The 21,070-nt window shown below is 41.5% G+C and carries 15 protein-coding genes; 13 read left to right on the plus strand and 2 right to left on the minus strand.

What is annotated here, in order from left to right:
• The first annotated feature begins 43 nt into the window (after positions 1 to 43).
• The 11 genes from HMAT_RS16735 (at position 44) to HMAT_RS16785 (ending at position 16,488) form a co-directional block, all read left to right on the plus strand.
• Positions 44 to 3,055: a DUF2723 domain-containing protein gene (locus HMAT_RS16735; RefSeq protein WP_104383970.1), complete on the plus strand. Its 3,012-nt coding sequence runs from the start codon at positions 44 to 46 to the stop codon at positions 3,053 to 3,055.
• A 144-nt stretch (positions 3,056 to 3,199) separates the two neighbouring features.
• Positions 3,200 to 4,591, plus strand: a complete 1,392-nt coding sequence (locus HMAT_RS16740; RefSeq protein ID WP_233789401.1) for an APC family permease — start codon at positions 3,200 to 3,202, stop codon at positions 4,589 to 4,591.
• Between the two features lie 312 nt (positions 4,592 to 4,903).
• Positions 4,904 to 5,467 (plus strand): bifunctional pyr operon transcriptional regulator/uracil phosphoribosyltransferase PyrR, encoded by a 564-nt coding sequence (pyrR, locus tag HMAT_RS16745; RefSeq protein ID WP_104383971.1) that lies wholly within the window; start codon positions 4,904 to 4,906, stop codon positions 5,465 to 5,467.
• Positions 5,468 to 5,567: 100 nt separating this feature from the next.
• Entirely contained in the window at positions 5,568 to 6,506 is a 939-nt protein-coding gene (locus HMAT_RS16750) for an aspartate carbamoyltransferase catalytic subunit (RefSeq protein WP_104383972.1), read from the plus strand.
• A gap of 381 nt (positions 6,507 to 6,887) precedes the next feature.
• The gene (locus HMAT_RS16755; RefSeq protein WP_104383973.1) at positions 6,888 to 9,926 is read left to right on the plus strand and encodes a tetratricopeptide repeat protein; all 3,039 of its coding nucleotides are present in this window, start codon (positions 6,888 to 6,890) and stop codon (positions 9,924 to 9,926) included.
• Positions 9,927 to 9,932: 6 nt separating this feature from the next.
• On the plus strand, positions 9,933 to 11,684 hold the full coding sequence (locus HMAT_RS16760; RefSeq protein ID WP_104383974.1) for a TonB-dependent receptor: 1,752 nt from the start codon (positions 9,933 to 9,935) through the stop codon (positions 11,682 to 11,684).
• A 40-nt stretch (positions 11,685 to 11,724) separates the two neighbouring features.
• Positions 11,725 to 13,134: an SPOR domain-containing protein gene (locus HMAT_RS16765; RefSeq protein ID WP_104383975.1), complete on the plus strand. Its 1,410-nt coding sequence runs from the start codon at positions 11,725 to 11,727 to the stop codon at positions 13,132 to 13,134.
• Between the two features lie 25 nt (positions 13,135 to 13,159).
• Positions 13,160 to 13,867 carry a MotA/TolQ/ExbB proton channel family protein gene (locus HMAT_RS16770; RefSeq protein ID WP_104383976.1) on the plus strand — a complete coding sequence of 236 codons (708 nt, stop codon included), beginning with the start codon at positions 13,160 to 13,162 and terminating at the stop codon, positions 13,865 to 13,867.
• Positions 13,867 to 14,277 (plus strand): biopolymer transporter ExbD, encoded by a 411-nt coding sequence (locus tag HMAT_RS16775; protein ID WP_104383977.1) that lies wholly within the window; start codon positions 13,867 to 13,869, stop codon positions 14,275 to 14,277. Before HMAT_RS16770 ends, HMAT_RS16775 begins: the two co-directional genes overlap by 1 nt.
• 57 nt (positions 14,278 to 14,334) lie before the next feature.
• Positions 14,335 to 15,162 carry an energy transducer TonB gene (locus tag HMAT_RS16780; RefSeq protein WP_104383978.1) on the plus strand — a complete coding sequence of 276 codons (828 nt, stop codon included), beginning with the start codon at positions 14,335 to 14,337 and terminating at the stop codon, positions 15,160 to 15,162.
• Between the two features lie 12 nt (positions 15,163 to 15,174).
• Positions 15,175 to 16,488 carry a folylpolyglutamate synthase/dihydrofolate synthase family protein gene (locus tag HMAT_RS16785; RefSeq protein WP_104383979.1) on the plus strand — a complete coding sequence of 438 codons (1,314 nt, stop codon included), beginning with the start codon at positions 15,175 to 15,177 and terminating at the stop codon, positions 16,486 to 16,488.
• A gap of 108 nt (positions 16,489 to 16,596) precedes the next feature.
• On the opposite strand, the gene HMAT_RS16790 is transcribed toward HMAT_RS16785, so the two are convergent.
• The gene (locus tag HMAT_RS16790) at positions 16,597 to 17,616 is read right to left on the minus strand and encodes an asparaginase (protein ID WP_104383980.1); all 1,020 of its coding nucleotides are present in this window, start codon (positions 17,614 to 17,616) and stop codon (positions 16,597 to 16,599) included.
• Between the two features lie 13 nt (positions 17,617 to 17,629).
• Positions 17,630 to 18,397 carry a TatD family hydrolase gene (locus HMAT_RS16795; protein ID WP_104383981.1) on the minus strand — a complete coding sequence of 256 codons (768 nt, stop codon included), beginning with the start codon at positions 18,395 to 18,397 and terminating at the stop codon, positions 17,630 to 17,632.
• Between the two features lie 319 nt (positions 18,398 to 18,716).
• Here HMAT_RS16795 and HMAT_RS16800 point away from each other — a divergent pair, with 319 nt between their 5' ends.
• Both HMAT_RS16800 and HMAT_RS16805 read left to right on the plus strand, forming a co-directional pair.
• The gene (locus tag HMAT_RS16800) at positions 18,717 to 20,111 is read left to right on the plus strand and encodes a TolC family protein (RefSeq protein ID WP_233789402.1); all 1,395 of its coding nucleotides are present in this window, start codon (positions 18,717 to 18,719) and stop codon (positions 20,109 to 20,111) included.
• A gap of 1 nt (position 20,112) precedes the next feature.
• Positions 20,113 to 21,069 carry an HlyD family secretion protein gene (locus HMAT_RS16805; RefSeq protein WP_104383982.1) on the plus strand — a complete coding sequence of 319 codons (957 nt, stop codon included), beginning with the start codon at positions 20,113 to 20,115 and terminating at the stop codon, positions 21,067 to 21,069.
• Position 21,070: the final 1 nt, after the last annotated feature.

The following is a 21,070-nucleotide window of genomic DNA, read 5'->3' on the forward strand; positions in this document are numbered from 1 at the left end:
TTATTTTCGAGCCGTATTATAATACTTTTACAGTTATCATTTTATGAACTATACTAAAATCAACAATCTTTTAGGATGGATATGTGCGCTCATTGCAACAGTAGCATATGTCATGACTGCCGAACGATCGACGAGTTGGTGGGACTGTGGTGAGTTTATTGCCTCAGCCTTTAAACTTCAAATTGTGCACCAGCCAGGAGCACCATTATTCTTAATGATTCAAAACATCTTTTCCAATCTTGCCGGAGGTGATGTCACACGGATCGCTTTTTGGATGAATGTGGGATCTGCTGTCTGTAGTGGTCTGACGATTCTGTTTTTGTTCTGGACGATCACAGCACTAGCGAAGAAAGTCGTTGCAAAAGGAGTCGGCGAGTCGTATACCGCAACAGACTTGATCAAAATATTTGGCTCAGGTGCTGTTGGTGCATTGGCTTACGCATTCACGGATACATTTTGGTTTTCCGCTGTTGAATCCGAGGTGTATGCCATGTCTTCGCTTTGTACCGCTGTTGTATTTTGGGGGATATTAAAATGGGAAAATCATGCTGATGAGGCTGGTTCTGACCGTTGGCTGATTTTTATCGCCTATGTAATGGGCTTGTCAATCGGGGTTCACTTATTGAACCTTCTTGTGATTCCAGCCATCGCCTTGGTGATTTATTTTAAACGCTCAAAAACAGTGACTTCTTCGGGAGCAACCAAAGCATTCCTGATCGGTGTCGTTGTGCTTGCTCTGATTTTATGGGGTATCATTCAGTATACGGTCAAAGCTGCTGCTTATTTTGATTTATTCTTTGTGAATAGTCTAGGCATGGGCTTCGGTACCGGATTTAATCTTTTTTTGATATTGGTAGTAGCTCTTTTTGTGTATGGTATCTGGTACTCGATCAAGAAAGCAAAACCGATGTTGAACCTGATTCTGATCAGCACCGCATTTATTATCTTCGGCTATAGTTCCTTTGCGATGATTATGGTGCGCGCTAAAGCGAACCCTACCTTAAATAATAGTGATCCGGATAATGCTTTTTCTTTCGTAAGCTATTTGGGCCGTGAACAATATGCGAGTGAACCACTTTTAAACGGTCCTACTTTCGACGCGCAGGTCGTAGATGCTGTGCCGACATATACCTATAGAAAAGATAAGGATAAATACACGAAAGTAGAGAACGGAATGGATTATAAATACGATAAGACGATGCTCTTTCCGCGTGTTTATAGTAACCGGGATGGACATGATGGGTATTATCGTGATTATTTGAAAATTCCTGAAGGACAATCGCCTACATTTGGGGATAACCTGAAATTCTTCTTTAGTTATCAGATCGGGCACATGTACGGTCGTTATTTCCTTTGGAACTTCGCTGGTCGCCAAAACGATCAACAAGGACAAGGGTCTTTTACTGAAGGCAACTGGATCTCAGGCGCTAAACCTGTAGACCAAATGCATGTGGGTGGGCAGAACGCCATTCCCGATTCATTGAAAACTGATCCTTCAAATAATAAATATTATTTCTTGCCTTTGATCATTGGTTTGATCGGTGCATTCTGGCACTTTGGACGGAGACAACGTGATGCTGGAATCGTAGGGTTACTATTTTTCTTTACAGGTCTAGCTATTGTATTGTACCTAAATCAAAGCCCGTTGCAGCCACGTGAACGTGATTATGCCTATGCGGGATCATTCTACGCATTTGCGATATGGATCGGCTTGGGGGTATTTGCGATTGCAGATTATTTAAGTAAAAAAGTGGATGGCAAGATGGCTGCAGGTATTGCGACAGCAGCCTGTTTACTGGGGGCTCCAGTATTGCTGGGATTCCAGAACTGGGATGATCACGATCGTTCGGAGAAAACAACAGCACGTGACCTAGCCAAAAATTATTTGGCTTCCTGTGCGCCAAATGCGATTTTATTCACCTATGGTGATAACGATACATATCCATTGTGGTATGTACAAGAAGTTGAAAATTATCGTCCCGATGTACGGGTAGTCAACCTGAGTCTTTTGAGTTCTGACTGGTATATGCGTCAGATGAAGCAAAAAGTAAATCAGGCGGATGGCTTGCCGATCAATATTGATGACGAAAAATTCAAAAAAGGTGTTCGTGAGGTCCTTTATTATCAAGATATGAAAGTACCGGGTCACGTAGATCTTGATCTAGTGATGCAGATCTTGTTGTCTGATGACCAAAAAAATAAACTGGAATTACGTGGCGGTAAATTTGAGAACTTTTTACCGACCAAAAACTTTAGCCTTCCGGTAAATAAGGAAGCTGTACTGCAAAATAATGTAGTTCCAAAGGCATGGCAAGAATCCATTGTCGATACCATGAGCTGGACTTACAATAGGAATTATGTGTCCAGAGCGGAATTGTCGATCCTAAACGTTTTGTTGAACAATAACTGGAAACGTCCGATTTATTTTGCGGCAACCGTTCCAAACGACAACTACCTTGGATTGGATAAATATCTGGTCCAGGAAGGATTTGCTTTACGTTTAATGCCTATTGCGACTCCTGCGGGATCTGAAGGTACTTTAGTGGATACACAATCGGCTTTTAAAGATATTACCACGAAATATCAATGGGGTAATATGGCGAATGCTTCTTATTTGGATCCTGAATCCTATCGCATGATCACCATGATCACCAATACGGTGATGGGGGGAACGGCGACGCAGTTGATGATGGAAGGTCATAAAGATGAGGCACGTAAAGTTGCTGTTGAAACTTATGAGAAGATGCCAAAACGCGTGTACTTGATGCGTGATATATTGGGGTATATTCCGATTATCAATGTGTTGTACGAAACTGGTGAAAATAAGCGTGCAAATGAGATTGTCAATCGCAATCTGAAATTTATGACGCAAAACATGCGCTGGTATCAGGATATTGCACAAACCAAACCTGAATTGGAGTATTCTAATATCGGAACTGCTCTCAGGGCGCTAGGTGCTTATAAAAGTATATTGGCTTCCACTTCGGAAAAACAATTGCTGCAACAGGTGACTGAACTGGAGAAATCGTATAAACAACAGTATGGCGTAGAATAATATTCACACCATCTTTCAATCAGAAGGAGCTGCCCTCGGCCGTGCCTATTCAAAAAAATAATCTTTTGAATGGGATGTAGCTGAGGGCAGCTCTTTTTTTGATTATTTTTTCTTAGCTTAACGCCATAAAACCAACCTGATATTATGATGAAACGTCAACTGAAATTGTGGGATGCGATTATGCTGGTCATGGGCTCGATGATCGGAAGCGGGATCTTTATTGTATCGAGTGATATGATGCGGCAACTGGGCTCAGGATACTGGTTGGCGATAGTATGGATATTGACCGCTGTAGCAACTGTAGCGGCAGCAATCTGTTATGGTGAGCTATCTTCGATGTATCCCAAAGCTGGTGGACAATATACTTATCTGACAGAAGTGTTCGGAAAGCCGATTGGCTTTTTGTATGGTTGGAGCTTATTTACAGTTATCCAAACAGGTACTATAGCAGCTGTTGCGGTTGCTTTTGGTAAATTTACCGCTTATTTAATTCCGCAATTGAACGATGCGGCACCGATTTTTCAGCGAGGTGAGTTTAAGATTACCTGGATACAGATACTCGCCATGGGAGTAATCCTCCTGCTGACTTATATCAATACCCGCGGAATCAAGAGCGGCAAGTCGGTGCAGTCTTTTTTTACCTCCGCAAAAATTATTGCATTGGTTCTATTGATCGTTGGCGGACTGTTTTTGATCAAAGAAAACCATTTTTCGGAGAATATGGCGTACAGCTGGGATGCTTTTCAGAATTTGAAAGGTGAGGGCTGGATGAGGATTTCCGGCGGCGCTTTAATGGGGGCGCTGGCAGCAGCTATGGTGGGATCCGTCTTTAGTAGCGTTGCCTGGGAAAACGTGACCTTTGTGTCGGGTGAGATTGTGAATCCACAGCGTAATGTGGTTCGTGCGCTCGTCATCGGAACCAGCCTTGTCATGCTTTTATACATCTGTTGCAACTACATCTATCTTTCTGCGCTGAGCCGCGAAGAGATCGCCTTTGCAACAAATGACCGGGTCGCAATTGCTGCTGCTGAAAAGATGTTGGGGCACACTGGTACAATAGCGATGGCTATCTTGGTGATGATATCAACATTTGGCTGTGTCAATGGTCTTGCGCTTTCCGGAGCACGGGTTTTTCAGACCATGGCCAGAGATGGCTTGTTCTTAAAACAGGCTATCCCCAACAATAAATATGATGTGCCGGCCCGCTCATTATGGTTGCAGGGGATCTGGGCATCCTTGCTCTGTTTAAGTGGTCAGTATGGTAATCTGTTGGATATGATCTCTTTCGTTATTGTCATCTTTTACATGATTACGGTACTGGGCGTTATTATCCAGCGTATGCGTAAACCTGAGTTGGCACGTTCCTACAAAACGTTTTTATTTCCTTTTACACCGATCATCTATCTGCTTATTGGTACGGTATTTTGCGTGCTGCTAATCATCTACAAGCCGCAGTATACCTGGCCAGGTTTTATATTGGTATTGATAGGGCTGCCGGTGTATTTTTTCGCAAGGGGCAATAAGAAAAATGATTAAAACAGGTGTATCTCTTCGGTGTTTTTTACACCGGATAGGTGATATGAGCCGCGATAAATTTAATCTGCTTTATACTGCCGTGATTCCTGTCCCTCTGTTTTTTGAAATGCTGAGTACCCTCGAAACTCATATGTGCTGTATGGCGCCATAATGGAAACCAATGAGCTCGTTTATCTGCTTTGATGAGCTGCTGTTTTAAAAGTTATAGGTCTCAGAGTTAATGCTGGGAACGAATTGAAATATTGAAATTAATTGGGAAACGAGCGATAGTTTTTGTTAAAAAAAGTGTAGCTTTGCTCAAACATTCCCATAATGAAACAGTCGATTTTATTAGACGGACCAAAATTTCAAATCACCATTCAAAGACTATGTCGTCAATTGATTGAGAATCACGGTGATTTTTCAAATGCTGTCGTCATAGGTATTCAACCAAGAGGAACTTTCTTAGCTAGACGTATCGTCAAAGAACTTGAACGGATGATCGAAAAACCGATCTTGGTCGGTGATCTGGATATTACATTTTATCGGGACGATTTCCGTACAAAAGGTAATGCTGGCCCGTTGTTAGCAAATAGTACAAATATTAATTTTATTGTAGAAGGTAAAGACGTTATTTTTATTGATGATGTCTTGTGGACTGGACGCACCATTCGGGCAGCCATGGATGCCGTACAGGCTTTTGGAAGAGCGAGAAGCATTGAGTTGCTTGTTTTAGTCGATCGTCGTTTCTCCAGACAGATTCCGATTCAACCCGATTACATTGGAATACAGGTTGATTCTATAGATTCACAAAAAGTCATTGTGAACTGGAAAGAATCTGACGATCAAGATAGCATTATCTTGGTCACGGAGAAAAAAACTTCGGTTAATGATTAGAAATCCGGTTCGGTAAAAAAATAACGGAAGGTTCTAATAAGCCCTTGGGAACGAACACTCAATTAAAAAATGATTAGTAAATACTTGAATACACTATAAAATGTCAGCTGCAGTAGAACAATTAAGTACTCGCCATTTGTTGGGAATCAAAGATCTAAATGAACAAGATATCCAATTGATTCTGGATACAGCGAGTAATTTCAAAGAGGTATTAAATAGACCGATCAAAAAGGTGCCTTCTCTACGGGATATCACCATCGCCAATGTGTTTTTTGAAAATTCAACACGTACGCGGCTTTCCTTTGAACTTGCCGAGAAAAGACTATCTGCAGATATCGTCAATTTTGCGGCTTCTTCTTCTTCAGTGAGTAAAGGCGAGACTTTGATTGATACTGTCAACAATATCCTTGCGATGAAGGTGGATATGATTGTGATGCGGCATCCCTACGCTGGAGCAGGTGTGTTCTTAAGTAAGCATGTCGATGCACAAATTGTGAATGCTGGCGACGGCGCACATGAACACCCTACACAAGCGCTGTTGGACTCTTTCTCTATCCGCGAGCGCTTTGGCGATGTAGCGGGACGTAAAGTTGCTATTATTGGTGACATAACCCACTCCCGGGTAGCCTTATCCAATATTCTATGTCTTCAAAAACAAGGAGCGGAAGTCATGGTATGCGGACCAACGACATTAATTCCTAAGCATATCACTTCTTTGGGTGTAAAGGTGGAGCATGATCTGAGAAAAGCACTGAATTGGTGTGACGTGGCAAATATGTTGCGCATCCAGCTGGAGCGCCAGGATATCGCCTATTTCCCATCTTTGAGAGAATACTCCATGTTATATGGTTTAAATAAAGAAATCTTGGATTCTTTGGATAAGCCAATTACCATTATGCACCCCGGGCCGATCAATCGCGGGGTCGAAATCACTTCAGATGTTGCCGATAGTGAACACTCCATTATCCTAGATCAGGTTGAAAATGGAGTTGCTGTTCGGATGGCGGTATTGTATCTATTGGCTGGACAACGCGGCTAATTGAAATTTCGATTTTGAGCCAGTTTTAGATGTTGGAGTACAAAATTGACAGATTCATCAATCAACAATATTATGCCTGACTTTATTTTTGGTCGGGCATATTTTTTGTGCAAAATTTCCGTTATAATACTGGGTTATTCACAGATGTTAATAACTTTTGTGTAAAATAGCTCAATTAAAGTATAATTTAGTAAAATGAATAAAACTATCTCCCAAAAATGGGTAGATTTGAATTGATTTTCAATAAATTTTGGCTTATCTTAAATCGGTCAATCAAAAAAGAGAATTCAATAAATTTGCATGTCAAGGCAAATTTACCTCGGTTTGAAGGGAGATTCATTTACATTTGCAGATAAATAACATATTAAGGTTTCACATATTATGTATAAGAAGATTTACCAGGTGGGAGTTGCACTAACCGTTATGGCGACGCCAGCATTAGCGCAACAGACAGAATGGCAACAAATCAACAAGGCTTACAAGACCGGAATGGAATTGTATGAACGCGGAAAATTCGGATCCGCATCAGCGCAATTTGATCGTGTGGAGGCCTTGCGGACGAAATCCAACCTACAATTGGATGAGACAGAGGAGCTGTCCTTATTAAAGGAAAACGTACGGTATTACCAAGCGGTATGCGCCTTGGAATTGGGCGAGTCAGATGCCGAAAATCGTTTCTTAAAATATATTAAAGATTTTCCTGTCAGTGCCAATTCTAAAGCAGCTTACTTTCAGATAGGTAAATCATATTATGCTAAAAAGGATTACGTAAAAGCAATTGAATGGTTTACAAAGATTGACAGTAAAAATCTCGCTGGTAAAGAAAATGTAGAATATCGCTTTAAATTGGGGTATGCTTCTTTCATGACGAAAGATTATAAGACAGCAAAACCCTTATTTGAAGGATTGAAAGATCAGAAGACTGAATTTCAGGAGGCCTCAATCTATTACTATGCTTATTTATGTTATTTAGATGCAGAATATAAAACTGCATTAAATGAATTTGAGCGGTTAAATGGCTCAAAACAATTTGAAAATAGTTATCCTTATTATATTACGGCGCTGTATTTCCTGGATAAACGTTACGATGATGTTTTAGACTATGCGCTACCGATCTTATCGCGTACCAAACAGGAAAATGAGACGGAGATGTTTCGTATTATCGCGGCAACATACTTTATTAAAGGGGATCTAAAAACATCAAAAGATTATTACGATAAGTTCCAGGCACAGGATCAGGGCAAGACCCAAAATAATCAAGATAGCTATCAGATCGGTTATATCGCTTATAAGCTAAAGGATTACGATAAGGCGATCACGGAGTTGGAGAAAATGACAGAACCTGATGCGTATTACCAATCCGCCATGATTACCCTGGGGGACAGCTTCCTGAAAAAAGGAAATAAGCAGTCGGCTCGTAACGCGTTCTTCAGAGCCTCCAAACTGGATTTTGATCCGGCGATGAAAGAAGAGGGATTGTTTAACTATGCGAAGCTTTCGTATGAATTGGAGTTCCATCAAGTCGCCTTGGCTTCTACGCAGGAATATTTAAAAACCTACCCAAAATCACAACGCCAGGAAGAAGCGAAAACGCTATTGGCGGAGGTGCTGCTAAGTACTAAAAATTACCGTGATGCGGTCGATATTTTGGAGTCTATTCCGAAACGCGGAAAAGAAGCAAATGCGGCTTATCAAAAAGTAACCTACTACCGGGGTCTGGAGTTTTACAATGAGCGCGCTTTTGAAAATGCAATTTCTTTGTTCTTGCGTTCAGAACAGCACCGTTACGATGAAGAAATCTACGCGTTGTCTACCTACTGGAAAGCGGAAGCGATGTACGAAGTACGCAAGTATGGCGAAGCGGTAACGAATTTCAATAAATTCTTACGTTTGCCGGGGGCAAGTAAAACCGACGTATACGGTTATGCAAATTACGCCCTGGCTTATGCGGCTTTCCGTAACGGAAACTACAATACCGCAGCGAATTATTTCGAACGCTTCTTAGCTTCTGGCGGTTCGAAAGGAATAGAGATGAATACACGTAATGATGCCATCGCACGTTTAGGTGATTCATACTTCTCATCCAAAAACTACGGGAGAGCATTAACAGAATATAACAAATTAATATCATCTAAAGCGCCTAGTCAGGATTATGCTTTATTTCAAAGAGGTATTATCCAAGGATTGCAAGGCGACAATAATGGTAAAATTTCAACACTGAATGCTGTCATCGCACAATTCCCAAGTTCCAATTATGCCGATGATATTGCATTTGAGATTCCATATACACGTTTCTTGATGGGGGAAAGCGATCAGGCAATTTCAGGTCTTCAAACGATGGTTGAAAAATATCCACGAAGCAGTTATGTACCTCGTGCGTTAGTGACCATCGGACTGGTTCAATATAACCAGGATAACAACGATGCTGCTTTAGCGACATTCCAACGTGTCGTTGATCAATACGCTTCTACGGATGAAGCCAGACAGGCCATGCGATCAATTGAGAATATCTATCTGGATAAAGGCGATGCGACTGGATATATCAAATATGCCACCGGAACAAATCTGGGCGACGTTTCGAAGTCTGAGCAAGATTCACGTACGTTCTCGACAGCAACGACTTTGTTCTCCAGAGGTAATTACCAAGGAGCTGTAGAAGCTGTAAATGCGTATTTCGATAAATTTCCGAAACCAAACCAAGAGAAATATGCGCGCTTCGTTCGTGCGGAAAGTAATGCGGCATTGGGAAATACAGAAGATGCCTTGCACGATTACAATATTATCTTGAATGACTGGACTTCTCCATATACTGAACGTACGTTGATTTCAGTGTCAAATTTATATTTGAAACAGAAGAAATATAATGAAGCAACACAGTTGTTGAAAAAATTGGAGCTTACTTCTGAATACAAATCTAACTACGGTTTTGCAATTAACAACCTGATGGTTTCCTATTACCAAATTGGAGACTATAAGGAAGCTTTAAATTATACCAACGCTGTTAAGAATTACGAAAAATCTTCTGAGGAAGAAATCGCGAATGCATTCTTGTATGCGGGTAAATGCTATGTGAAGCAGAATAAGAAAACTGAAGCAATGAAAGAATTCAGTTTAGCAGCTTTGAAGAGCCGTACCGTATACGGTGCGGAAGCTAAATATAATGTCGCGGTTATTCAATTGGAAAATAAACAATACGATGCCTGTATCAAAACAGCAATGGATTTGTCGGACAATTTCTCCTCTTATGAATATTGGGTAGCAAAAAGCTTTATTACGATGGCTGATGCCTATGCGGGTAAAGGCGATACATTCCAGGCGAAAGCGACATTGGAATCAATTGTGGATAACTACGATGCGAAAGATGATGTTTTGCCTGCTGCGAAAGAGCGTCTAAATAAATTGAACAACAAAAAGAAATAGGATACAATGAAGAAGTTGCAAAATAGAAATGTGAAGAAATATACCTTAGCAGCGCTTTTGATGGGCGTGGGATTGAATTCTTTTGCACAGGAAACAGGCAAGAAGAATGATCCTGAAAAACCGGTCACTATTGATTCTTTTGATGTTGTTCGTGATTACAAACCGATTCTTGCAGATGCTGTAAAAATCCGTCGTAGTCCTGATATGACCAACAAACGGGAATATCAGCCCAAATTAAACTATGGTAATATTATTGACAAAAAATTGGATATCAATACTGGTCTGAAACAATTGAATGTGCAGGAAATACCGTTTGCACAACCTTTTGAACATAGCAGCAATTATGTTAAATTTGGAATAGGTAATTATAACTCGATTTTAGGTGAAGCATATTTAGCGTCAGAGCAGTTTGAAAATACGCGTTTTGGATTATTTGCAAAACACTTAAGCCAAAAGGGCAATATTGATGGACAGAAGTTCAGTACACAGGATATTGGTATTTTTGGACGCCGTGTACTGGATGCCGTGACTGTAAAAGGTACTTTAGGCTACAATAGATATGGTACAAATTTCTACGGTCAGACATTTGACCAACCAGGGACGACATTATTGAATACCTCACCAGATAAGCAAACATTCACCGATATTTATTTAAACGGGGAGTTGACAAGTAACGTTGATCCAAAAAATGAGCAGGCGATGAGCTACTCTGCCAAAGTAGATGGTTACTTATTCAAGGATGCCTACAAGGCAAAAGAAAATTCTTTCGCTTTGTCCGGCTATCTGAACAAACGCATGAGTGCTTTCAATGTTGGAGCCAACCTGAGCGTCACCATGAACGATGTCAAAAACGAAAATGATACGGCAAATGTGAAGAACAATTTGTTTTTGATCAATCCGTATATTCGATTTAAAGGAGATAGCTATAATGTCACTTTGGGTGCCAACCTGACTTCGGAATTTGGTGATGAGTCCCGTTTTAATGTTTTTCCATCGGTTGAAGCAGATTTTTCTTTGGTTCCGGAATATGTCTCTTTATTTGCCGGAGTTAATGGTAATGTAAGACAAGGTTCCTTCCGAAATTTTGCGAAGGAAAATCCTTATTTGGCACCAAACGTCAGGATTGCCAATTCAATTGAAAAATTGAATGTATACGGTGGTTTAAAAGGTAATGCCGGTGCGACATTTGGCTATAAAGTAAAGGTTTTTTACAAACAGATCGAGGGATTGCCTTTATTCAAAAATAGTGCATTTGGCAATGGCCAGGATGGTTATATTCCCTGGGCTTTTGATGTGGTATATGATGGCCAGATCAATAAAGCTAAGCATATGGGACTGGAAGGGGAGATCAATGTACGTCTATCACAATTGGTTAATCTAGGTGGTAAAGTATTTATTGATGACTATAATCTGAGCGATGAGGAAGAGGCTTGGGGCTTACCGAAATTTAGGTTGCAAGCCAATGCAAGGTTCAATATCTCGGATAAATTCTTTGTCGATGCAGAGCTTTCTAGCCAAGGTAATACCTATGCATATGTTTACAATTACAACAGCGATGGCAGTCGTGTAGCGGATAGTGGCCACAAGGTGACGATAGCTTCCTTTGCTGATCTAAATGCTGGTGCTGAATACCGAATTAAAAAACAATTTGGTGTTTTCGTGAAAGCAAATAATATCTTTGGAAAGGAATATGAGCGTTACATGTATTATCCAAGATTGGGTTTCAATGTAATTGGTGGTCTTAATTATTCGTTTTAACGAATTAAGATTATAAATTTGCATTTTAAATCAGAGAACAATGAATCTAGGCAAAAACATCAATAGTTTATTAAGACGTTATGCGGAAGTATACGTGCCCGGGATAGGTGTGTTCAAAAGAATTCATTCTCCGGCTCAATTCGATAAACAGAATAATGTGTTTTTGCCGCCTATTTCCTATGTCGAGCTGGACTATTCTGCACAACAGGGATTTAATATTGTGCATTATATCCAACAGCAAGAACATTTGAGTTTGGGGCAAGCCCAACAAATACTGGATGATACTGTTGGTGCATTGCGAAATGACCTAGGGCAATTTGGTCAGGTGAAACTGGACGATCTCGGTCTGTTGATTAGCTATGGTTCGAGTTTGGTGTTCAAACCGTTGGACCTCTCTGGTTTTAATTTTCAACCCGTTGTCAATCTTGTTGGCCCCGAAATCGAAACCGTTATTCCGGTACGCGAAGATGAACACGGGCTTGCTGATCCGATCGAATCTACTCCATCAGAAGATATTATTGGGGAAATCGATGCGGATGAACCTGTCGTTGAAGCAACAGCTCGTACTGAAAACGAAGAGCAAGCTGAACAGGAGGAACAAGAATCTGAGGCTCTTGCCAATAAGGATTCGCTTCCTGTGGCCGAACCTATTGTTGAATCAGTGGTAGAAACTGATAATCCGGAAGGAGAAGAAGAAGCTAGCCCTGCGGATGACGAACTGTTGGATACCGTGACGGTACCTGTTATCGCTAATCCGGAGGATACCACAGCGCTTACGGAGGAGCAGATTGCTTCGCAAAAAGAAGTTGGCGCCATTGCTGCTGCAAATTCTACTTATGCACCCCATATTTATGAGGAGGAACCACGCAATTCGAATGCGATATGGTACTGGCTAACAGCAGTCATTGTATTGGTTATGATTGCTGTAGGAGTATTATATACGAATCCGGGATTGAAAAATTCATTATTTGGAGGAGTCCAGCCTGCACTAAAACCTGCTGCTGACACAATCGTTCAAAAAAATAATCTGCCAGCCAGTGATTCATCATCAAATGTGCTTGCGGCGGATAGTTTAAAAAAGGTAGATTCCTTAGCAAAAGCAACAACAGATTCATTAAAGGGGACAGCTGTAGATGCAGGCAAGAAGACAGCGACGGCTGAAAAAGCTACTCCTGTTTTGCAGGCGGATCCAGTCATCAAAGAATCCATACCCGTAGCACAGCCGAAATATCAGCTTGTGATCGGTTCGGCACGGACAATGGCTCAGGCAGAGGAGGAGGCAAAACGTCTTCGGATGCTAGGCTACAAGACTGCCCGCGCAGTGGAAGGTAAGCATAAAAAGAATAGAAAGAAGATCATCTTGAATACCTACATGACAAAAGCAGAGGCTGACCTCGCTCAAAAATCTGTAGAGAAGAAAATTGAAGGTGCATGGGTAGAAACATTATAGAAACTATATAAAACTATTAATAATTATGTCATTAGTGCAAGATACAGCCAGGGCTGCTGTAGATACGTTTAATCAAGCTGCGCAACAACCATTACCTGCTGCTGCTAGTACAGAAAACATGAGTTTGATCGATATGATGATCAAAGGGGGATGGATAATGGTTCCAATCCTATTATTGTTCTTTATTGGATTGGTTATCTTCTTTGAACGCTATCTGACCATTCGAAGAGCCGCCAGATACGATAATAGTTTGATGTCTCAAGTGAAAGCAAATGTATTGTCTGGAAATTTGGACTCTGCGTTGGCTGTATGTCGCTCCAGCAATTCGGCCTTAGGACGCATGTTGCAAAAAGGACTATTACGCGTGGGCAGACCGATCAAAGACATTGAAGGGGCTATCGAAAATGTCGGTAAATTAGAAGTTGCCAAATTGGAGAAAAATATCAATATTCTCGGTATCATCGCTGGTATCGCTCCGATGCTTGGTTTCGTTGGTACTATCTTTGGGGTAATCAAGATTTTCCATGAGGTAGAATTGGCGGGAGGTATCGACATTGCATCTGTATCCGGTGGTCTATATGTGAAAATGGTGTCTTCAGCGTCAGGTCTTGCAGTCGGTATCTTGGCTTATTTGGGCTATCATATCTTAAATATGATGGTTGAACGATTGATTTTACGTATGGAAACCGATGCGGTAGAATTTATTGATTTATTGGATGAACCAGGAAGATAATGAACTTACGAAGTAGAAAAAATAAACCATCTGCCGAAGTCCATACTTCAGCGCTAAACGACATCATGTTTTTCCTGATGTTGTTTTTCCTGTTGGCGTCGGCAGTTTCGAATCCGCAAGTGGTCAAGCTATTGTTGCCTAAGTCAAGCGCAGGAGAGCAGTCTGTTGCGAAAAAGACGATTACTGTATCTATCACAAAGGAATTGGGTTATTTCATCGATAAAAACCCTGTTCCGATAGAAGGTTTGGAAGCTGCAATCCAATCGCAGATGGCCAGTGGCGAAGAATTGACCATTATGCTGTATGTCGATAATACCGTTCCTATCCAGAACGTGATTTCGGTCATGGATGTAGCCAATCGTCTGAAAGTGAAAGTGGTGTTGGCGACAGAACCCAAAAAAGATAAGTAGGGCAATTAAACTTTTTTGAAGTTTTTTGCTCATATGTTAATATAGGAGATTTATACAATGAGATATCATCTTCAACATGAAGAAAATAATTTCCCCAAGGCCTTGGGGATATCTACATTGGTCATGGCATCACTGCTTTTGATTGGTTTCTTTGTGGTTTTTAAGGCGCAGGCACCGGATGAGTATGGTATGGGCGGTATGATTGTCAACTATGGTACTTCTCCTGAAGGAATGGGAGACGATTATATGAGTGTGGAAGAACCCTCTGTAGATCCTAATGCAAATAATGAGCGTCCGGATCGTATCGATCCTGTGGAGACCCCAACCCCAACTCCTACACAGCAAGTTGCTGAAAAGGCGGTTGTCACACAAGACCTAGAAGAAGCTCCGGCAGTGACAAAAACGGAGAAAAAAGTAGTGTCTAAAGCACCCGAAACGACCAAAGAGACCAAAGAAGTGGCGCCTCAGGCAAATGCGAAAGCGCTTTTCAAGGGGAATAAAAACAATGGTAAGGGTGCCGGGGACGGGACTGGTACAACACCGGGCAACCAGGGCTCTAAGCTGGGGGACCCTTTGGCCAGCAATTATGGCGAAGGTGGATCCGGTAATGGGAACATGATGTTGTCCATTGAAAACCGTAGTTTTACGCAGCGGCCGAGCATCGACGATAATGGCCAACAGGCCGGAAAGGTTGCCGTGGAATTCAGAGTGAATAAACAAGGCGTAATTACCTACGCGCGCGCCGGAGTAAAAGGTACTACAATCACGGATCCTTCCTTGTTGGAGAAATGTGAACGTGCTGTCCGCGGTGCAAGGCTAAATCAATTGCCTAATGCTCCAGATTCCCAAACAGGACGGATTGTGTTCAATTTTAGATTAAGATAAAAAATCATTCAGATGAATGCTTATAAAGAGGCAATCGAGTATTTATATACTCGATTGCCTATGTTTACAAGGGATGGTGCCTCAGCCTTCAAAAAAGACCTTGACAATACCATCAGACTTTGCAACGCGCTGGATAATCCACAGCGAAAATTCAAAACCTTACATATTGCCGGTACTAATGGAAAGGGATCTACATCCCATATGTTGGCAGCGATATTAGCGCAGGCAGGTTATAAAACCGGACTCTATACCTCTCCCCATCTGCTGGATTTCAGAGAACGTATCCGTGTCAATGGCGCTATGTGCGAACAGGAATTTGTGACGGATTTTGTTCAAAAGCATAAGGCGCTGATCGAAGATGTGCAGCCTTCTTTTTTCGAAATCACCGTAGCGATGGCTTTTGACTATTTTGAAAAATGTAAAGTTGATCTTGCTGTGATCGAAGTCGGGCTCGGCGGACGATTGGACAGCACCAATATCATCCAACCCTTACTTTCTGTCATTACTAATATCGGTTTCGACCACATGAACCTGCTTGGAAATACACTGGTGGAGATTGCTGGCGAAAAAGCAGGCATTATCAAAAAAAATACACCAGTTGTAATTTCTGAGTATGCTGCCGAAACAGCAGCTGTATTCTTGGATAAGGCCCATACCGAGACAGCTCCCATTCAATTTGCGTCTCAGGTTTATCAAACCAGGATGTTGGCCGTTGATCAAGATTATCTCAGCATAGAGGCTATTGACGGTCATGGTATAATTGATCATTATCAGCTTGATCTGAAAGGCTCCTATCAGGTGAAGAATCTGGCTGGTGTCCTTTTGGCTGTGGATGAACTACGTAAGCAAGGCTTTGAAATTAGCTCGTTCCATGTACATGAAGCCTTAAAGCATGTCCAGTCTGCCACAGGTATTCAGGGACGTTGGCAACAGCTGTCCAAAGATCCTTTTATCATCTGCGATACGGGACATAACGAGGACGGCATTCATGAGGTGTTGAAAAATCTAAATGCGACTAGCTATAACAAATTACACTTTGTCATTGGGGCTATGCGCGATAAAGACCTAACACACATGCTGCCTTACCTGCCCAAGGAGGCAGTTTATTATTTTGCTGCACCGGATATGCCGAGGGCAATGCCTTCGGATTTACTTCGCGAGGAAGCTGCAACTTTTAACCTGAATGGTGAAGACTATTTTTCTGTACGCCAAGCTTTTGCAGCGGCGAAGGCTACATACGAAAGGGGAGATCTGATTTTTGTGGGCGGAAGTAATTTTGTGGTAGCTGAAGTGTTGGCTGAGATAGATGAAAGCCATAAAAAATAAAGAATAATGAACAAGGATCAAAGATGTTAGCTGGGTAAGCCTAAGCTTATTCTGCCAGTCCATAATCCTTGTTCATTAGTTTTCACACCTATCTTTTAGTACCTTTTTCTAATCGTTAACCGTCAGTTCGCCGCGAATATCTTTTTCTACCCAATAGGCAACTTCTTTTTGATCTTCGAGCTCGCCCTGAAGGTACATAAGCTTAGTGACAGCAGCTTCAAATGTAAGATCGTACCCATTAAGCACACCGATGGCTTTCAGGCCCTGTGAAGTTTCGTAACGCCCAAGTTCTACTGAACCAACCTTACATTGTGAAATATTAAGGATATTTTTCCCCTGATCTATAGCTCCTTTTAATAAATCCAAAAACCAGCTATCTGTCGTGGTATTTCCCGAACCAAAAGTTTCCATCACAATAGATCGCACATCCGAATCTAGAACAGATTTGATGGTCTGTGCGGAAATTCCGGGGAAAAGCTTCAATACAGCAACACGGTTATCCAGTTTGGTATGTAAGATAAATTCCTTATCAATATTATTTAATAACGCATCGGTATTGTATTTCAGGTGAATGCCAGCTTCGACCAGTACCGGGTAATTGGGGGATCTAAACGCTTCAAATTTGGCAGAGTTATATTTGAAAGAGCGGTTTCCCCGGAATAATTTGTTGTCGAACAGGATGCAGACTTCCTGTATAATCGAAACACCGTCCTGTTTGGCAGAAGCAATTTCCAGCGCTGTCATCATATTTTCGCGTGCATCTGTGCGGATCTCTCCAATGGGCAATTGTGAGCCAGAAAGAATGACGGGTTTTTGCAGGCCCTCAAGCATAAAACTTAACACAGAAGCTGTGAATGCCATCGTATCCGATCCATGTAGAATGACAAAACCATCGTAGCTCGCGTAATTCTCCTTGATGATCTGGGCCATTTCGATCCAGATCTCCGGTTTCATGTTGGAAGAGTCGATGATCGGTTCGAAAGAGTGTACGGTCAGTTTATAATCCAGACGGCTTAAATCAGGAAGATTACGCTTTATCAGCTCAAAGTCGAAGGGAACAAAGGTGCCCGTTTCGTCTTTGACCATTCCTATGGTTCCGCCAGTGTAGATAATAAAAATATTGTGCATGGGATTCTATAGATTATATACCAAAAATACGTTTTGAATTCGCGGTTGTAATTTCTGCGACCTGTTCAATAGGAATCGCGTGTAGGTCAGCGACCTTTTGGGCTACATAAATCAGGTAGCTGCTCTCATTTTCTTTACCTCGGTAAGGGGCAGGAGCGAGGTAGGGCGCATCTGTTTCAAGGACGATATGTTTTAAGTCGATTTCCTTGACGACATTGTCCAGACCTGCTTTTTTAAAGGTGACAACACCACCTATTCCAAGTGCAAAGCCTAAGTCAATCGCATGCTGGGCCTGTTCCAATGTCCCCGTGAAACAATGGAGTATACCAAACAGTTTATCATCCTTAAGCTCTTCCAATAATTCGAACAATTCGGTGAATGCCTCACGGCAATGAATATCTATCGGTAAATTAAGCTCCTTAGCCCATTTTACCTGTGTTCGAAAAGCATCTTTTTGGATGTTTAGCGTACTTTTGTCCCAATAAAGATCCAGCCCGATTTCACCTATGGCATGGACTTTGTTAATCTCCAAACTCTTTTGGATGTTGTTTAATTCGTCCACATAGTTTTCCTTAACGTCGCAGGGATGTAGTCCTAGCATAGGAAAACAGTGTTCTGGATAAGCTGCAACCGTATCGAATACAGGTTTGATGGAAGCACTATTTACGTTTGGCAAAAAAAGACGTTCTATATGGTTGTCTAAACAACGTTGTAAATGTTCTTGCAGTTTATTGGTACCTGAATGGTAGTAGATGTGTGTATGTGTATCAGTAAGCAACATAGTTTTCTGCGTGGAGGCAAAAGCGGGTTAGGGTAAAAAACTTCTTTTTGTTATTATCGAATAAAGAGGTAGGCTTCATTACCAAAATTTCAATTCGTTCTCCAAAGATAACTTATTAATTAACAAAATGAAAATTAATAACGAATTCTCTTCTTATTGGATATTTTAGCTATAAAGCCAAAAAAGAGAATTCGGGTCCTATATGGCTATACTTTTTTCTTATCTTGGAAAAAATGGCAAGTTGTAAAACATACTTTACTATTTGCTGTTAAACAGAAGAACGGTTGTTGCCCTATTTTTTAAAGAATAAATGAATCATATGATGAATAAGAAACTATGTATGGGTTTGTTCACCTTTGCATCGCTTATCGGTTTAAATAAGCTGCATGCGCAGTCACTGATTGACCCATCGGTAAAAGATATTATTCAAAAGGCCTTTCAAACAAATAAGGAGTTGAAACTGAAGGCATATGAAGTTGATAAAGCAAGGCTGGAGGCCGAAGGGGTAAAAGCCAACAGGCTGCCCCATGTTTCCGCATTGGGGCTATATGGGTATGTGCATAGCAATGGTAGCGTGGATATTCCGACTGTGAATGTTCCACTGCTGAACCTGGGGCTTTTTGAGGGTGCGACGGGATTCAGTATGCATGGGCAGGCCGCATATGCCGGTGTTTCGGTAAAACAAATTATTTTTTCGGGACTACAGATTCCCAATGGCATAAAGGCACTCCAAGAGAAAGCTGTGGCACAGCAATATTTGGAATCTGCGAGCCGTGAGACGCTCTCAAAGGATATTATCGCTTCCTTTGACCAGTTGATGCTTCTGGACGAAGTCGACAAACTTATTGCAGATTCGGAAAAAAGACTAAAAAAAGAGCAGGAGAAAGTCAATAAAGCGATACAAAATGGCTTGGCTATTCCGTATGATCGAGATAAACTCAAATTGGCGCTCCTTGAATTAGAAGAGAAGAAGGTGGAGCTTGCCGGAAATCGTGATCTCCTTTGTCAGAAGATTGAGCAGGAAACTGGAGTTGCATTTCAGGAGGTTGGCGGCATTCACTATGGACTAAAGCCGATATTTTTGTCGGAAATACCCAACGATGTTGAGCAACGATCGGAACTTAAAGCGCTGGAAGCATCATCAAAAGCTTATGAATATTTATACAAAAAGGAAAAGGGGGGATCTCTACCAGCTGTTTTTGCTTTCGGATCGGCAAATTACTTAAACGTATTCAATTCAAAATTGAGCATAAAAGACCAGCCACTATTGGGAACAGTGAATCTGCCCTTAAATTCAATCAAAGGAAGTCCAAATCTATTGGTTGGGCTCGGGGTAAAATGGGACCTCTATACCGGCGGAGAACATCATAACAAAATTAAACAAGTTAAGCTTGACCAAACCATTAATGCGACTAAAAGGGAAGATACAGCGGAAAAACTTAATCTGTTGTTAAGTAAAAATAAAGTAGGTTACAGTACCGGAAATCAGAAACTGAAAGTAGGTGAACAGCAGCTAAAAGTCGCTGAAAACAACTTATCAATGGCCGTAAAGCAATATCAGGCTGGGTTGATTGATGTGACGGAATTGCTGGCGGCGGAAAACGACTGGTATAAGGTTAACCTCGGTTATTTTAATAACGTTTTGCAACAACGAAATGCTGCCGTCGAATTATTACATACTTCTGGAAAATTATTACAAACTATACATGAGTAACATGAAAAATTTATATGGGATATTATCCTTGTCTATTTTTGTTTCCTGTACAAATCAAGTGAAAGAAAAACCTATTGAGGGAAAAGTAGAACGTGAACAGGTGACCGTCGTCACAAAAGTGCCCGGAAAAATCGCCAGGATCTTAGTTGAGGAGGGCGACTTTGTCCGCGCGGGCGATACATTGGCTATTTTAAATATTCCTGAGGTAGATGCAAAGGAAGAGCAAGCGAAAGGGGCGCTGCAATCTGCCGACGCACAATATAATATGGCCGTCAAAGGCGCGACCAAAGGACAGCTGGTCCAACTGCAAGCAAAGGTAGATGGCTTGAAAGAGCAGTATGAATTTGCGAAGAAATCCATTGGTCGACTTGAAGCTTTATTGCAGGATAGTTTGATTCCACAACAAAAGTATGATGAAACTTATGCGAAGTACCAAGGGGCAAAAAATCAATACCTAGCAGCGCAAGCCGAAATGGCGGAAGCGAGGGGCGGAGCTCGGCAGGAACAACAGATTATGGCCTTAGGTCAAAAAGAAAGGGCACTTGGCGCTGTGTCTGAAGTGAATGTTGCTGCGCAGGAGAAATATGTTATTGCGCCGCAGGACATGAGCGTAGAAACCATCAATCTCAAAGTGGGTGAACTGGCCATGGCCGGCTATCCCATTGTAAATGGTTTTCTTGACCGCTCTACCTATTTTAGGTTTACACTGCCGGAAAATCAGATCGGGAAATTACAAAAGGGGGCTGCGGTAACCGTCGAGATACCTTACCTGAGCAACAAAAAGGTATCGGCCAAGATCGTTAGCGTAAAAGCATTGAATTCTTATGCCAATATCGCTTCAGCGTATCCAGATTTTGATCCACAGCAAGCAGTCTTTGAATTAAAGGTTGTACCCGAGGATATCGCTGGAACAAAAGATTTGTTAACAAAAACGCTTGTGGTTCTCCATGCGAATTAAA

It is taken from the genome of Sphingobacterium sp. HMA12 (assembly GCF_002933815.1).
Lineage (GTDB): Bacteria > Bacteroidota > Bacteroidia > Sphingobacteriales > Sphingobacteriaceae > Sphingobacterium.